Below are 14196 nucleotides of genomic sequence, written 5' to 3' on the forward strand. Positions count from 1 at the left end.
GCCCGCGAAGATCGGCGTAACGTGTGTCACTTAGCTGCGCCGGATCGCCGGCGCGGTCGTTGGTGTGCGCATGACGTGGCAAGCGGGTGCGGGTTCGCCGGTCCGCGTGCCGACCGGAACTTGATCCGCCCGCGAGGGTCCTGTCAGGGAGACGACTCGAATGACATCAACGGCAACGAGGCCGCGGGGAGCGCGGGCACGCGCCGCCATCGCGGCGAAGACGTTGCGTACCGACCGCTGGTGGCTCGCCCCACTGATCACCGTCATCGGGCTCGGCGCCTGGGTCGCGTACGCGACGGTCCGGGTCTTCATGCACAAGTGGTACTGGGTCGAGGACTACCACTACCTGACCCCGTTCTACTCCCCCTGCGTGACCGACCGGTGCCTGCCGGACGCCGCGCACTTCGGACGGTTCCTGCCCGACTGGTGGATCATTCCGGACGCCGCGCTGACGCTGCCGTTCCTGCTGCTGTTCCGGCTCACCTGCTACTACTACCGCAAGGCGTACTACCGGTCGTTCTGGCTGTCGCCGCCCGCCTGCGCGGTGCCGGACGGGCACCAGTCCTACAGCGGCGAGACCCGGTTCCCGCTGCTGGGCCAGAACCTGCACCGCTACTTCTTCTACGCCGCCGCGATCATCTCGCTGATCAACACCTGGGACGCGATCCTGGCCTTCCACTCGCCGAAGGGCTTCGGGTTCGGGCTGGGCAACATCATCCTGATCGGCAACGTGGTGATGCTGTGGGCGTACACGATCTCCTGCCACTCCTGCCGGCACATCATCGGCGGGCGGCTCAAGCACTTCTCGAAGCACCCGCTGCGCTACCGGGCCTGGACCGGCGTGTCCTGGCTGAACGTCCGGCACATGCAGCTCGCCTGGATCACCCTCGGCACCCTGGCCCTGACGGACTTCTACGTCATGGCGGTCGCGGCCGGCTGGTTCAACGACCTGCGGTTCATCAACTAGAGGGCCCCCTGACATGACGAATCCTCACCACCAGAAGAGCTCTACCACGCGAATCGAACGGCACCACTACGACGTCGTCGTGATCGGGGCCGGCGGCGCCGGCCTGCGCGCGGCGATCGAGGCCCGGCTCGCCGGCAAGAAGACCGCGATCATCTCGAAGTCGCTCTTCGGCAAGGCGCACACGGTGATGGCCGAGGGCGGCGCCGCCGCCGCGATGGGCAACGTGAACAGCCGCGACAACTGGCAGGTGCACTTCCGCGACACCATGCGCGGCGGGAAGTTCCTGAACAACTTCCGGATGGCCGAGCTGCACGCGAAGGAGTCGCCGCAGCGGATCTGGGAGCTGGAGACGTACGGCGCGCTCTTCGACCGCACCAAGGACGGGAAGATTTCGCAGCGCAACTTCGGCGGCCACGAGTACCCGCGCCTGGCGCACGTCGGCGACCGGACCGGCCTGGAGCTGATCCGCACCCTCCAGCAGAAGATCGTCTCCCTCCAGCAGGAGGACAAGCGCGACCACGGCTCGTACGACGCCCGGATCAAGGTCTTCGCGGAGACCACCATCACCGAGCTGCTGCTCGACGGGGACCGGGTCGCCGGCGCGTTCGGCTACTACCGCGAGTCCGGCGAGTTCGTCCTCTTCGAGGCGCCCGCCGTGGTGCTGGCGACCGGCGGCGTCGGCCGCTCCTACAAGGTCACCTCGAACTCCTGGGAGTACACCGGGGACGGGCACGCGCTGGCCCTGCGCGCCGGCGCGACGCTGATCAACATGGAGTTCCTCCAGTTCCACCCGACCGGCATGGTCTGGCCGCCCTCGGTGAAGGGCATCCTGGTCACCGAGTCGGTCCGCGGCGACGGCGGCGTGCTGAAGAACTCCGACGGCAAGCGGTTCATGTTCGACTACGTCCCCGACGTCTTCCGCAAGCAGTACGCGGACAACGAGGCCGAGGCCGACCGCTGGTACAAGGACCCGGACAACAACCGGCGCCCGCCGGAGCTGCTGCCCCGCGACGAGGTGGCCCGGGCGATCAACAGCGAGGTCAAGGCCGGCCGGGGCACCCCCGCCGGCGGGGTCTACCTGGACATCGCCTCCCGGCTGCCGGCCGAGGAGATCCGTCGCCGCCTGCCGTCGATGTACCACCAGTTCAAGGAGCTGGCCGACGTCGACATCACCAAGGAACCGATGGAGGTCGGGCCGACCTGCCACTACGTGATGGGTGGCGTCGAGGTCGACCCGGACTCGGGCGCCGCCTTCGGCCACGTACGCGGGCTCTTCGCCGCCGGTGAGGTCTCCGGCGGCATGCACGGCTCCAACCGGCTCGGCGGCAACTCCCTGTCCGACCTGCTGGTCTTCGGCAAGCGCGCGGGCGGCCACGCCGCCACGTACGCCGAGAGCCTGCCGGCACGTCCGAAGGTGCACATCGCCGCGGTGGAGGCCGCGGTGGAGACGGCACTGGCGCCGTTACAGCGGGACACCGGCGAGAGCCCGTACACCCTCCAGCAGGACCTCCAGGCGGTGATGGGGGATCTGGTCGGCATCATCCGGCGCGAGGGCGAGCTGGTCGACGCGCTGCGTCGGCTGGCGGAGCTGCGCGAGCGGGTCGCCAAGGTGAGCGCGGCCGGCGGCCGTCGCTACAACCCGGGCTGGCACCTGGCGCTGGACCTGCGCAACATGCTGGTCGTCTCGGAGTGCACCGCGAAGGCGGCGCTGGAGCGGCAGGAGTCGCGCGGCGGCCACACCCGGGAGGACTACCCGGCGATGGACCCGAAGTGGCGCCGGGTCAACCTGGTCTGCTCCCTGGACGGCGACACCGTACGGCTGGATCGCAAGCCGCTGCCGAAGATGCGCGCGGAGCTGATCGGCCTCTTCGACCGCGCGGAGCTGGCCAAGTACCTCACGGACGAGGAGCTCGCCGAGTTCGACGCCCTCGTCGCGGACGCCGAGACCGAGAAGGAGCGCTGACGCAATGGGAAACCAGGACTCCCCGGCCCCCGGCAAGCCGGGCGCGAAGCGCCAGTTCCGCATCTGGCGCGGCGACGAGAACGGCGGCGACCTGCAGGACTACATGGTCGAGGTGAACGAGGGCGAGGTGGTCCTCGACGTCATCCACCGGCTCCAGGCCACCGACGCCCCCGACCTGGCCTGCCGGTGGAACTGCAAGGCCGGCAAGTGCGGCTCCTGCTCGATGGAGATCAACGGCAAGCCGCGGCTGAGCTGCATGACCCGGATGTCCACCTTCACGGAGGACGAGACGGTCACGGTCACCCCGCTGCGCACCTTCCCGGTCATCCGGGACCTGGTCACCGACGTCTCGTTCAACTACGAGAAGGCCCGGGAGACCCCGGCGTTCGCTCCCCCGGCCGACCTGGCCCCGGGCGAGTACCGGATGCAGCAGGTCGACGTGGAGCGCTCGCAGGAGTTCCGCAAGTGCATCGAGTGCTTCCTGTGCCAGAACGTCTGCCACGTGATCCGCGACCACGAGGAGAACAAGCAGGCGTTCTCCGGGCCGCGCTACTTCATCCGGGCCGCCGAGCTGGACATGCACCCGCTGGACGCGAAGACGGACCGCAAGGAGTACGCGCAGGCCGAGCAGGGCCTCGGATTCTGCAACATCACCAAGTGCTGCACCGAGGTCTGCCCCGAGCACATCAAGATCACGGACAACGGGATCATCCCCATGAAGGAGCGGGTCGTCGACCGCAGGTACGATCCCCTCGTGTGGCTTGGTAGCAAGATCTTCCGGAGGGGTCAGGTGCCTCAGACCATCGTGACCAGCGGGCACGCCAGCGGTGCGGTGCACGGCAGCGCGGCCCACGGGGGCGTGCACTCGCACGCGGGCGGCTCGCACGACCCGCAGGCCGAGGTGCAGGCGCAGCGCGGCGTCAACTGGCACCGCGAGGTGCCGAAGCCGACCGCGCCGGCCGTGGACGACCACGGCAAGCTGCCGCTGACGGAGCTCACCTTCGACCGGGCGGCGGCGCCGTCGCCGTTCGGCGAGGACGTGACCTTCCCGCTGCCCCCGGAGCACCTGAACTTCGCCCACCCGGAGCAGGACAAGCACTGAGGGCACGGACGATGACGGGGGCCGCGGCTGATGCCGCCGGCCCCCGTCCCGTTTCCGCCCGGTTGTCCGCTTCGACTCAGCCGGGCGCGAGGATCGGGCGGAGGGCGGCCACGATGGGTGCGTCTGCGGGCAGCCAGGTGACGCTGTCCAGTTCCTCGGCGGAGAGCCAGCGCAGCGCCGAGTGCTCCAGCGCCTGCGGCTGGTCGCCGTGCAGCAGGCGGGCCGCGTACACCTTGAGCACCGAGCGGCCGTGCGCCATCCGGACGTTGCGGCCGACCCGGTCGCCGATCTCCACGCGTACGGCGAGTTCCTCCGCGCACTCGCGGACCAGCGCGGCGGTCTCGCTCTCGCCCGGCTCCACCTTGCCGCCGGGGAATTCCCACATGCCCGCCACCTCGGGCGGGGCGGCCCGGGCGCAGGCGAGCACCCGGCCGTTCCTGATGATCGCCGCCCCGACGATCACCCTCAGATCCCGTCGTTCGGCCTGCCCGCCACCGTTAGCCCGTTCGGTCCGCACGGGCGTCCAGCGTGCCAGATCAATCGGCGGTTTGGGTAGCGTGCCCGACCGTCAGGGCAGGAGAACTCGGAAGTGTGGGCGTGGACACACCCACCGTGCGACGACAGACTAGAGGGCACCGACAAGACACGGGACGGCGACGATTTGGCCACAAGCCGGCAACGGCGCCTGGGAGGTGCGGTGATGCGCGTGCTGTTCAACGGCCGGGCGAAGCACGACTACCTCAGCGACGCCCTCACCCTGCTGACCGGTTGGACCCGGGAGGGTGAGCAGATCCGACGGACCCTCGCGCTCGACGACACGCAGCACGCGGCCCTCACCGAGCGGGTGAAGGTGGTCGCCGACGCGCTGCACCTGCGCCCCGAGATCAGCCGCCGCGCCGACCACACGCACATCAAGGTCGGGCACGGCAACGCCCCGCTGACCGAGCGCGAGGTCCTGCTGGCGGCGCGCATCGAGGACGCGTACCGCGCGGTCACCCAGCCCTGAGGTCCTTGGCGCGGCCGGGCGACGCCGCAAGCGCCGGGTTGGCCGGGACTCCCCGCGACCGGTGTCAGGTTCTTTCGACGTGACGGGCCACGTCGGCACCCCGGTCGACGGCCGGCCTGAGAAGAACCTGAGAATCCTGATGTTTCGCTGAAAATGTGCGCGGGTATCGATTCGGTGCGGGAGCAGACAACAGGCCCGCTTTCGGACTGAACCTCTGATAACGCACTTTTGGAGCTGACATGAGCGCGCCCACCCTGAACCGCGGCACCGACCACCTCGACCACGACGGCCACCGCGTCGACCACGACGTCCGGCACGCGCACCGGCACGGCGACGAGACCAAGCCGTCGTGGAAGACCACCGAGCTGGCCGTCTACCTGCTCTCCGTGATCGGCGTGCTGATCGCCTCGAACGCCGTCGGCGACGGCGCCGCCAACAACGGCGGTGACTACTTCGCCGCCGACAAGGCCTGGTGGTACGTCACCCTGCTGACCATCGGTTACCTGATCAGCCGGGGCCTGGCCAAGTCCGGCAGCCGCAGCCGCGACAACGACCCGCGGAGCAACCACTGATTCTGTCCCACCTCCCCCCCGACAAGCCCCGCCGGCCGTCGCGCCGGCGGGGCTTGTCGCGCCCGGGCGGCTACGCGACGTCCTGGGGGTACCAGCGCAGTTCCACGGAGTTGCCGTCCGGGTCCCGCACGTAGAGGGAGGTGGCGCTGCCGCGCGCGCCGAACCGGCCCACCGGCCCCTCCAGGACCGTGAACACGCCCGAGTCGACGACCCGCTGCCAGTCCAGGGGCTCGACCACCAGGCAGAAGTGGTCCACGTTGGATTCGCCCCGGTCGCGGCGGACGAGGTCGATGATGGTCTCCGTGCTGACCCGTACCGAGGGGAACGGGACCTTTCCGGCCCGCCACTCGTCGACCCGCACCGGGGCCAGGCCGAGCACGTCGCAGTAGAAGTCCAACGCCCGCTCGACGTCGGAGACGTTCAGCACCAGGTGGTCGAAGCCCGTGACCCGCACCGCGCTCACTTCGCCTCCAGGTCGTGGGCCTGGCGCAGCCAGTCGGTGAAGAGCGCCGGGTCGATGACGGGGAGGAGCTTCTCGCCGATCTCCCGCGGTGGGACGTCGAGGCCGGCCAGGCAGTCGGTGACTGTCGTCGTTCGCATGCCTTCACGATCCGCCGACCGGCCGCGCCGACCAAGACCCGATCACACTACGATCGTTGATCCGGATTCAACGACGGGACGCCACGTGCTGGAACGCCACGAGCTCGAGACCTTCCTGACGCTCGCCGAGGAGCTGCACTTCGGCCGGACGGCCGAGCGCCTGAGGGTGACCACCGGGCGGATCAGCCACGTGATCAAGAAGCTGGAACGCCGGATCGGCGCCCCGCTGTTCGCCCGCACCAGCCGGGTCGTGCAGCTCACCGCGATCGGACGGCAACTCGCCGACGACCTGGCGCCGCTGGTCGCCGGCCTGGACGACGCGGTACGCCGGGCCGTCGAGGCGGGCCGCGGCGTCACCGGGCTGCTGCGGGTCGCCTTCCTCGGCGAGTGGACCGCGCCGACGCTGCTCAAGGCCGTCGCCCTCTTCTCGCAACGCCACCCCGACTGCCAGGTCGAGGTGCACGAGGTCCAGCTCTTCAACTCCCGGCAGAGCCTGGTCGACGGCTCGATCGACATCCTGATGGCCGCGTACCCCTTCGACGGGATGGCCTGCGGGCCGGCGCTGCTGGAGGAGGACCGGGTGCTCGCGGTGGCCGCGGGGCACCCGTTGACCGGTCAGGAGTCCGTCTCCCTGGAGGTGCTCGGCGACCATCCGGTGGTGCAGTACCCGGCGGTGACCTCGGCGGAGTTCAAGCGCGACCGCACGCCCGAGCGCACCCCGTCGGGGCGGCCGGTGCCGAAGGGGCCGATTGGCAACACCTTCTCGGAGATGCTGACGTTGGTCGCGATGGGGCGGGGCGTGCTCCCGGTGGGCGAGCACACCAGGCGCTACTACCCGCGCCCCGACGTGGCGTACGTGCCGATCCGCGACGCGCCGCCGATCCGGCGCGGCCTGGTCTGGCGGGAGAGCAACACCACGGCCCGGGTCCTGGAGTTCGTCCGGGCCGCGACCGAAGCGAACGGACGCTGACCCGCGACGGGGTCGTCGTCGTGTGCGCCGGATGGCATGATCCGCCTCGATGAGGCACGGCGAGTTCCACCATCCGCGGCTGGTCCGGGTCTACGACGCCGAGTGCCCCTGGGCGCGCGACGACGACTGGTTCCTCGCCCTGGTCGACGAGACGCCGGCCGTCCGGGTGCTCGACCTGGGCTGCGGCACCGGTCGGCTCGCCCTCGGCATGGCCGCCGCGGGCCACACCGTCACCGGCGTCGACCCGGCCGGCCCGTCGCTGGCCGCCGCCCGCGCCAGACCGGGCGCGGACCGGGTGACCTGGATCGAGGGCACCTCCGCCGCGCTGCCGGGCCGATCGTTCGACGTGGCGGTGATGACCAGCCACGTCGCGCAGTTCTTCGTGGACGACGCCGAGTGGGCGCGTACCCTCGCCGACCTGGCCCGGGCGCTGGTGCCCGGCGGCCGGTTGGCGTTCGACTCGCGCGACCCGGCGGACCGGCGGTGGGAACGCTGGAACCCGGTCGACTCGCGGCGCCGGATCACGCTGCCGGACGGTGACGTGGTGCGGGCGTGGACGGAGGTGACCACCGTCGCTGGCGGCGTGGTCGGCTACACCCACCACTACCTGTTCGCCGACGGCGAGGTGCTGCTCAGCTCGGCCACCCTGCGCTTCCGCACCCAGGACGAGCTGCGGGGGTCGCTGCGCGCCGCCGGGTTCACGGTCGAGCGGGTGTACGGCGGCTGGGGCGGGGAGCCGGTGGGCCGGGGCGACGGCGAGTTCCTCGTCGTCGCGCGCCGCACGCCGACTCCCGGCACAGGTGATCTTGGGGTTGGCGCGGCCTGCCTACCGTGAGGGTCATGGCCAACGCGACGTACGACCGCAAGGAGCAGTTCCAGCAGATCCAGAGCGGCCTGCTCCAGGGAGAACAGATCATCGCCGTCTACGACGCCGTCGGCACGGGCACCGGCTTCATCGGCCTGACCGACCGGCGCGTGATCATCCAGGACCGCTCCTTCGTCGGCAAGCGGTACGCCATCACCAGCATCCCGTACTCGAAGATCACCAGCGTCAGCGTGGTCAGCAACAAGTCCTGGGGCGGCTCGTTCTTCTCCACCGGCGCGATCGCGATCCACGTCGGCACGCACACCTACGAGGTGGAGTTCCGCGGCGCCCAGAAGAGCCACCACGTGCACAACGTGATCCTGCACCACATCAGCTGAGCTGGTCGGCGCGCTCCAACAGGGCGCGGCGCTCCGCCCCGGAGTGCGCGTCGGCGGCCCGCCGGAACAGCGTGGCGGCCCGGTCGCGGTCGCCCTGCCGGGCGGTCAGCTCGGCCTCGGCCGCGACGGCGAGGGGGTAGCCGTCCAGCGTCCCGCCGGCCCGGGCGGCGGCGAGCAACGCCAGCCCCGCCGCCGGCCCGTGCGCGTAGCCGTGCGCGACGGCGCGGTTCAACTCGATCACCGGTGACGGCTGCGACCGGGCGAGCCGGTCGTACGCCTCGGCGATCGCGACCCAGTCGGTGGCCTCGACCGACGCGGCGGTGGCGTGGCACGCGGCGATCCGGGCCTGGAGGGCGTACGGGCCGTCCGGAACGGCCCGCGCCAGCACGGCGAGCCCTTCGGCGATCGCGGCGTGGTCCCAGCGCGATCGGTCCTGCCGGTCGAGGGTGAGCAGGTTGCCGTCGCGATCGCGGCGGGCCTCCCGCCGGGAGTGCTGGAGCAGGAAGAGGGCCAGCAGGCCGGCCACCTCGGGCTGGGCCGGCATCAGCCGGTCGAGCAGCCGCGCCAGGCGGATCGCCTCGTCGGCGAAGGCAGGCTCCCCGTCGGCGTCGTAGCCCCGCGTGAAGAGCAGGTACAGCACGGCGAGGACGCCGGGGAGCCGCTCGGCGAGCATCGGGCCGGTCGGCACCCGATAGGGGATGCCGGCGGTGGCGATCCTCGTCCTGGCCCGGGTCAACCGTCGCGTCATGGTCGACTCGGTGACCAGGAAGGCCCGCGCGATGTCCGCGGTCGACACCCCGCAGACCGTACGCAGCGTCAGGGCGACCCGCGCCTCCAGGGACAGGGCGGGGTGGCAGCAGGTGAAGACGAGCCGCAGCCGGTCGTCCACGATTTCCCCCTCCCCCGCCGGCCCCGGCGCCGGGCCGGTCGGCGCGAGCGCGGCCAGCTCACGCAGCTTGCGCCGCTCCACCGAGGCGCGCCGCAGCACGTCGACCGCGCGGTTGCGGGCCACCGTCATCAGCCAGCCGCCCGGGTTGGTGGGCACCCCGTCCGCCGGCCACCGCGTCAGCGCGAGCGTCAACGCCTCCTGGGCGCAGTCCTCGGCCAGGGCCCAGTCGCCGGTCACCCGGATCAGCGCCGCGACGATCCCGGCGTACGACTCGCGGCTCGCGGCGGCGACGGCGTCGGCCGCCGCGAGCCGGTCGTCGACGCCGGCGTCAGCCATTCAGGTCGACGATCGGGCGGAGTTCGAGCCGCCCCTCGCGGGCCATCGGATGGGCGCGAGCCACCTCGATCGCCTCGTCCAGGTCGGCGCACTCCAGCAGGTCGAAGCCCACGATCACCTCCTTGGTCTCGGCGAACGGGCCGTCGGAGACCAGCAGCTCCCCGTTGCGGACGCGGACCGTGGTGGCCGCCGTCGTCGCCGCGAGGGCGTCGCCCGTCAACCGCCGGCCGCGGGCGTCGTTCTCCGCGACCCACGCCTCGATGTCGGGCCAGTCGGTCCGGTCGGTGTCCGGCTCGCTGTCGGTGCAGACGAACATCAGGTACTTCATTGCCGCGCTCCTCGGTGTCGGGTTCTCACCAGGGTGACGAACGGGCGACCCGATTCCGGACACCCGACGGCCGGCGATCTCAGGATCTCGCCGGGCGACGGGTGCAGGGCCCGTCGTGGTCGGCCCGGAGCAGGCAGCGCCGGCCGTCGGGTAGCAGCGTGTCACAGAAGACCCGGTGCCGCAGATGCTGCGCGTCCTCGGCGGAGACCGTCGTCTCGCCGGGGTCGGTCTGAGCGAGCACGCTCGCCCACCGCGCCACGACCCGAGCCAGGCGTACGGCGGAGAGCAGGTCCCTCGTGACCACCGGCAGGTGGATGACGAAGCGCTCCCGGGCGGCTCTCATCAGCAGTGACCTCCGGCGGTTAGGACGGTGTGACGGCGGGTCGACCACCAGTGACGGAGCATTTCCACCCGAGCACTCAGCGTCACTGAGACTATAGGGCCCAGGGGCTCAGGGGCACAACCAGACCTGCCGACGGGGGAACAAGGCTTGTGAGCCATGACCATCGATCCGCGCTCGCACACCCCGGTCTACGTGCAGCTCGCCGACCAGCTCCGGCAGCGCATCGAGTCGGGCGAATTCGGCCCGGGGACGACTTTGCCGAGCGAGACGCGGTTGACCCAGGAGTACGGGATCGGCCGCGAAGCCGTGCGCATGGCGATCTCCCTGCTGCGCTCCGAAGGGCTGGTCAGCACGGTGCGGGGCCACGGCAGCCACGTGCGGAAGACACCCGCACGCCGGCCGGTCGAGGTGCCCTCCGGCGGAACGGTGATCGCGCGGATGCCCACGGGCGCGGAGCGGCGGAGCATGCAGCTCGACGAGGGCGTGCCGGTACTGGAGGTCCGCCATCCGGGAGGCACCACGGAGGTGCTGGCCGGCGACCAGATCGAACTGACCCGCCCCGCCGGTTGACGCCACCGCCGACACGGGCGGCCCGCTGCTCCGGGATGGAACACCACGAACGCCGACCCACATCTTTGACACCCATGGCGTTGCACTCGTCCCCGTCCGCGCCGGGTCAGGGGTGGCAGCCGGGCGTCGATCGCGTTCGGGAGACGACTCAACCAGAGCGACGCCAGAACTGCCGGGGCGCGAAGCCGTCGCGCCGCAGCCAGTGTTCCGTGTAGACGATGCGCTCCGCCTCGATCACCACGAGCGTGTCGCGGGGTGGCTCGGACAGCGGCCGGCCGCGCTCGACGTGCTCGTTCTCCCACCGGAACGCCGACCAGTAACGCGCCCGGTCCGGGTCGTCCGGGCCGAGCACCCGGGCTGTGCCGAAAATCTGGGCGCCACGGCTGCTGGCCAGCCCGACCAGCGGGGCGAAGACGCCGACCGACACCCGTGGATCAGCGGCGACGTTGCGCATCTTCGGCGACTGCGGCGCGGCGGTGAACAGCACCGCGAAGCCCAGCGGGTGGTACCGCACCGGCGTGGCGAGCGGCCCGTCCGGGCCGGCGGTGGCGAGCACACACATGTTCTGCGACGACAGCAGGTTGAGGATGCGCTCCTCCAGCCGTGCACGGGGCAGGCGGCCGGTGGGCGTCGGCCCGGACAGCCACGGGTTCGTCGACGGCACTGGTCACTCCTCACTGCTGGTTGAGCAGGAACGGCACGTCCGGGCAGCTCAGACACACGAAGATGCGCAGCGCGCCGTGCCGGCCGACGACCACCCCGGTCGGCTCGTACGGGTCGTGGTCGGGCTCGCCGTCCGCCCGGGTCGGCTGCCACCGCCCGGTGCCCCGCTCCGAGGAGTCGATGACGAGGGCCAACGTGGTGGGGCCGGCACAACGCGGGCACGGTGTCGGATGCGGGTCCGTGAGGCTCCAGTCGGCGTAGCCGCCGACCTTCCAGCCGGGCGCCATGAAGGTGTCGACGTAGTCCTCGTCGTCGTCCCCACCTTCCTCGTCCTTCTCGTCGACCAGCCTCCGCAGGCCCTCCGGCAGCTCCTCCGGGTACGGGTACTCGACGACCTGCTCCGGGTGCAGCCGGCACTGCCGGGGCACGTACCCGTCGGTGCCCACCTCGCCGCGCGGCGGCTCCGCGAGGAGGTCGGTCAGGTCCGCCTCGCGCCGCCAGCGCAGCTCCACCGTCGGCCCCCACGGGCCCACGGAGTGCTCGAACGGGCACCACAACACCTGCAACAGGTCCGCCCCACCGGGCCGGGGCAGGTCGGGGACGTCCCGCGCGCGCAGTTGCGCCAGCGCCACCATCGGGTTGGGCGTCAGATGCGGTCGCGGCACGTACCGGTAGCCGACGACCGGGCCGCCGCCGCGCGAGCCCCAGCCGACGAAACCCGGGCCGACCAGGGCGGCGATCTCCTGGTGCAGCTCGATCTCGCCCTCGGCCAGGATGTGCGGCTGCCGGCGCCCGCGCTCCGCCGCCCGCATCCGGGCCACCAGCTCGACCGGGATCGGCACCTCCTCCTGCACCATGTACGGGGTGACGCAGGTGGGCCAGGGCTCGTCGGCCGGCCACAGCAGGGGCCCGCCGACGTGGCTGTCGGTGGCCGCGACCGCCCCGGGCCGCGGGTGCAGCCGGGTGGCCGTGCGGCCGAGCCTCTCCAGGCCGGGGTAGCGGGCGAGCACGTCGGGCGCCAACGGCGGAGTGATCATGACGGAGATGGTAGGGGTGGCCCGGCCCCGCGTGCGGCTCGCGACCACCGCCGGTGGCGCCGACGCCGTACCGTCTGCCGCATGGAGACAGTGCTGGTCATTCTCGGCGTGCTGGTGGTGCTGGCCGTCGTGGTGTTCGTCGTCGTCGGCCGGCGGGACCGGCGGCGGCTGTCCTCGCCGGAGGACTCCGCCGCCGCGCGCGACGCGGCCGCCACGCAGGAGCGGTACGCGGCGGAACGCCACGGCGTCCAGGGGGAGGTATGGCGGCGCGGCCAGACGGGCGGCGGGTGAGCCGTGCCGCCTCCGGTTCACCCGGCCGGGAGCCGGTGGCGGGGGCCGCCGAGGCGTTCGCCGGAGACGCTGCCCAGCCGCCGTCCCGCCGCCGTCCAGCAAGCCCCCCAGAGCAGGAAGAACGGCGACCACAGCAACAGGTCCCACCGCGCCAGTTCACGGGCCAGCGCGGCGTGCTCGGCCGGGGGCGGACGGACCCCCGTCAGCAGCAGCGCGTCGCCGACGAGGCCGAACCCCAGCACCCCGATCGACCGCGCGATCATGAAGACCCCCAACGTCCACGCGATCACGAGCAGCAGGCGACGTGGGGGCGCCGCCCGCCAGGGTCGCAGCGTGGCCAGCGCGACCACGACGCCGACCACCGCGGCGGCGGCCAGCGCCCAGTGGCTCGCCACGAACATCGGATCCCGTGCCAGCAGCCGGTCCCGCAGTTCCGGCGGGAGCGGATCCTTGTCGGCCAGCGCGTTGGCGCCCAACGCCTGCGCGAGCTTCATCGAACCGTAGGCGGTGGCGCACGCCGCCGCCCCGTACGCACCCCACCGCGTGCGATCAGGCCGCGGCACGTCTCGTCGACCTCGCGTAGGACCGGATCATCTCCAGGAGCAGCCCGATCGCGACGAGCCCGACGACCCCGTGGTACCACTGCCAGCCCACACCGATGCCGATGAAGCCGTCCACCGCCATGATCGACGCGCCGGCTCCGCCGGCCAGCAGCATGCCGGCGAGCGCCAGCAGCATGAGGGGCCTCGGCACCCGGCGCGCCAGCGTCGTGACCGTGGCGACGGCGAGGCACGCGGCCAACAGCCCGGACGCGGCCGCCGACCACTGGGCCGTGGCCACAGCCATGACATCGCGGGCGTAGCTCTCGTGCTCGGCGGCCGACACGACCGGCCCGCCCGGAAATCCGAGCCGGGACTGCGCCGCGAAGACGGCCTTTCCCATCGCGTACGCGAGGAACAGCACCGCCACTCCGTACGCCGGCCAGCGCCGGACGCGAACCTGATCACCCATGGAGGTGACCGTAGCCGCGGCGGGCCGGGGGCCCACTCCCGTGACCGGGGGATCCGTCTCCCCCGCGAGAGGGAGCGGCCGCAGGGGCGGGCGACGTCGCGGGCGCGGGGCCGGAGCGCGGGTGAGGCATGGCCGGCGGTCGGGAGCGGGGACGCCGGTTCGCCTACCCGGCACTTAGGATCATGCCCCATGGGATCGAGCCTTCTTGCCACCGGCGTGCTGCTCTGCGGCGGATTGAGTTGCCTGATCCTCTGCGCCGCCGTGGCGATCTGGGCCGTGAACTCCTCGAAGCGGAAGTGACGGGCGTCGGGCCGCACGGGCAGGGGCGACTCGGCGGCTCCCTGC

Annotated in this window: 20 protein-coding genes; 10 read left to right on the forward strand and 10 right to left on the reverse strand. The window is 72.0% G+C overall.

The annotated features are described in order from the left end of the window. The first annotated feature begins 160 nt into the window (after window positions 1–160). The 3 genes from ACSNOB_RS13590 to ACSNOB_RS13600 are packed head-to-tail and all read left to right on the forward strand — an operon-like array spanning window position 161 to window position 4032. Window positions 161–967 (forward strand): hypothetical protein, encoded by an 807-nt coding sequence (locus ACSNOB_RS13590; RefSeq protein ID WP_436686965.1) that lies wholly within the window; start codon window positions 161–163, stop codon window positions 965–967. A gap of 13 nt (window positions 968–980) precedes the next feature. Then, on the forward strand, window positions 981–2930 hold the full coding sequence (locus tag ACSNOB_RS13595; RefSeq protein ID WP_436686966.1) for a fumarate reductase/succinate dehydrogenase flavoprotein subunit: 1950 nt from the start codon (window positions 981–983) through the stop codon (window positions 2928–2930). 4 nt (window positions 2931–2934) lie between these two features. Continuing rightward, window positions 2935–4032, forward strand: a complete 1098-nt coding sequence (locus ACSNOB_RS13600) for a succinate dehydrogenase/fumarate reductase iron-sulfur subunit (protein ID WP_436686967.1) — start codon at window positions 2935–2937, stop codon at window positions 4030–4032. A 76-nt stretch (window positions 4033–4108) separates the two neighbouring features. On the opposite strand, the gene ACSNOB_RS13605 is transcribed toward ACSNOB_RS13600, so the two are convergent. Beyond that, entirely contained in the window at window positions 4109–4549 is a 441-nt protein-coding gene (locus ACSNOB_RS13605; RefSeq protein WP_393109234.1) for a (deoxy)nucleoside triphosphate pyrophosphohydrolase, read from the reverse strand. Window positions 4550–4732: 183 nt separating this feature from the next. On the opposite strand from ACSNOB_RS13605, the gene ACSNOB_RS13610 reads away from it, so the two are divergent. Continuing rightward, window positions 4733–5038 carry a 4a-hydroxytetrahydrobiopterin dehydratase gene (locus ACSNOB_RS13610; RefSeq protein WP_436686968.1) on the forward strand — a complete coding sequence of 102 codons (306 nt, stop codon included), beginning with the start codon at window positions 4733–4735 and terminating at the stop codon, window positions 5036–5038. A 239-nt stretch (window positions 5039–5277) separates the two neighbouring features. Beyond that, window positions 5278–5610: a hypothetical protein gene (locus ACSNOB_RS13615; protein ID WP_436686969.1), complete on the forward strand. Its 333-nt coding sequence runs from the start codon at window positions 5278–5280 to the stop codon at window positions 5608–5610. 70 nt (window positions 5611–5680) lie between these two features. On the opposite strand, the gene ACSNOB_RS13620 is transcribed toward ACSNOB_RS13615, so the two are convergent. Together ACSNOB_RS13620 and ACSNOB_RS13625 are read right to left on the reverse strand one after the other, a co-directional pair. Continuing rightward, complete coding sequence (locus ACSNOB_RS13620; RefSeq protein ID WP_436686970.1) at window positions 5681–6073, reverse strand: VOC family protein; 393 nt, start codon at window positions 6071–6073, stop codon at window positions 5681–5683. Continuing rightward, window positions 6070–6210, reverse strand: a complete 141-nt coding sequence (locus ACSNOB_RS13625; protein WP_436686971.1) for a hypothetical protein — start codon at window positions 6208–6210, stop codon at window positions 6070–6072. Before ACSNOB_RS13625 ends, ACSNOB_RS13620 begins: the two co-directional genes overlap by 4 nt. Before the next feature lie 85 nt (window positions 6211–6295). Here ACSNOB_RS13625 and ACSNOB_RS13630 point away from each other — a divergent pair, with 85 nt between their 5' ends. Genes ACSNOB_RS13630 through ACSNOB_RS13640 form a run of 3 tightly spaced genes read left to right on the forward strand, consistent with a single transcriptional unit; the run spans window position 6296 to window position 8383 of the window. Continuing rightward, window positions 6296–7180, forward strand: coding sequence for a LysR family transcriptional regulator (locus ACSNOB_RS13630; RefSeq protein ID WP_436686972.1), 885 nt, complete (start codon window positions 6296–6298; stop codon window positions 7178–7180). Window positions 7181–7229: 49 nt separating this feature from the next. Then, window positions 7230–8015, forward strand: a complete 786-nt coding sequence (locus ACSNOB_RS13635) for a class I SAM-dependent methyltransferase (RefSeq protein WP_436686973.1) — start codon at window positions 7230–7232, stop codon at window positions 8013–8015. A gap of 5 nt (window positions 8016–8020) precedes the next feature. Further along, window positions 8021–8383: a PH domain-containing protein gene (locus ACSNOB_RS13640; RefSeq protein ID WP_091103067.1), complete on the forward strand. Its 363-nt coding sequence runs from the start codon at window positions 8021–8023 to the stop codon at window positions 8381–8383. Here the strand turns inward: ACSNOB_RS13640 and ACSNOB_RS13645 are convergent. The 3 genes from ACSNOB_RS13645 to ACSNOB_RS13655 all read right to left on the reverse strand — a co-directional run bounded on the left by ACSNOB_RS13645 (window position 8376) and on the right by ACSNOB_RS13655 (window position 10279). After that, the gene (locus ACSNOB_RS13645) at window positions 8376–9608 is read right to left on the reverse strand and encodes an RNA polymerase sigma factor (protein WP_436686974.1); all 1233 of its coding nucleotides are present in this window, start codon (window positions 9606–9608) and stop codon (window positions 8376–8378) included. The genes ACSNOB_RS13640 and ACSNOB_RS13645 overlap by 8 nt on opposite strands. Continuing rightward, window positions 9601–9936, reverse strand: coding sequence for a YciI family protein (locus ACSNOB_RS13650; RefSeq protein ID WP_436686975.1), 336 nt, complete (start codon window positions 9934–9936; stop codon window positions 9601–9603). The genes ACSNOB_RS13645 and ACSNOB_RS13650 overlap by 8 nt, the downstream gene beginning before the upstream one ends. Window positions 9937–10015: 79 nt before the next feature. Then, window positions 10016–10279: a hypothetical protein gene (locus ACSNOB_RS13655; RefSeq protein WP_436686976.1), complete on the reverse strand. Its 264-nt coding sequence runs from the start codon at window positions 10277–10279 to the stop codon at window positions 10016–10018. Between the two features lie 156 nt (window positions 10280–10435). Between ACSNOB_RS13655 and ACSNOB_RS13660 the strand changes: the two genes are divergently transcribed. After that, window positions 10436–10849: a GntR family transcriptional regulator gene (locus ACSNOB_RS13660; protein ID WP_436686977.1), complete on the forward strand. Its 414-nt coding sequence runs from the start codon at window positions 10436–10438 to the stop codon at window positions 10847–10849. A gap of 148 nt (window positions 10850–10997) precedes the next feature. Here the strand turns inward: ACSNOB_RS13660 and ACSNOB_RS13665 are convergent, their stop codons facing one another. Continuing rightward, window positions 10998–11513 carry a pyridoxamine 5'-phosphate oxidase family protein gene (locus tag ACSNOB_RS13665; protein ID WP_436686978.1) on the reverse strand — a complete coding sequence of 172 codons (516 nt, stop codon included), beginning with the start codon at window positions 11511–11513 and terminating at the stop codon, window positions 10998–11000. A 10-nt stretch (window positions 11514–11523) separates the two neighbouring features. Beyond that, a complete protein-coding gene (locus tag ACSNOB_RS13670; protein WP_436686979.1) occupies window positions 11524–12549 on the reverse strand; it encodes a hypothetical protein in 1026 nt (341 codons plus the stop codon). An 81-nt stretch (window positions 12550–12630) separates the two neighbouring features. Here ACSNOB_RS13670 and ACSNOB_RS13675 point away from each other — a divergent pair, with 81 nt between their 5' ends. After that, window positions 12631–12840, forward strand: a complete 210-nt coding sequence (locus tag ACSNOB_RS13675) for a hypothetical protein (protein ID WP_436686980.1) — start codon at window positions 12631–12633, stop codon at window positions 12838–12840. Between the two features lie 17 nt (window positions 12841–12857). On the opposite strand, the gene ACSNOB_RS13680 is transcribed toward ACSNOB_RS13675, so the two are convergent. Then, window positions 12858–13334, reverse strand: coding sequence for a DUF3995 domain-containing protein (locus ACSNOB_RS13680; protein WP_436686981.1), 477 nt, complete (start codon window positions 13332–13334; stop codon window positions 12858–12860). Between the two features lie 55 nt (window positions 13335–13389). After that, on the reverse strand, window positions 13390–13851 hold the full coding sequence (locus tag ACSNOB_RS13685; RefSeq protein WP_436686982.1) for a hypothetical protein: 462 nt from the start codon (window positions 13849–13851) through the stop codon (window positions 13390–13392). Window positions 13852–14196 lie beyond the last annotated feature (345 nt).

The organism is Micromonospora sp. URMC 106, assembly GCF_051386395.1.
In the GTDB taxonomy this organism is placed as follows: Bacteria; Actinomycetota; Actinomycetes; order Mycobacteriales; family Micromonosporaceae; genus Micromonospora.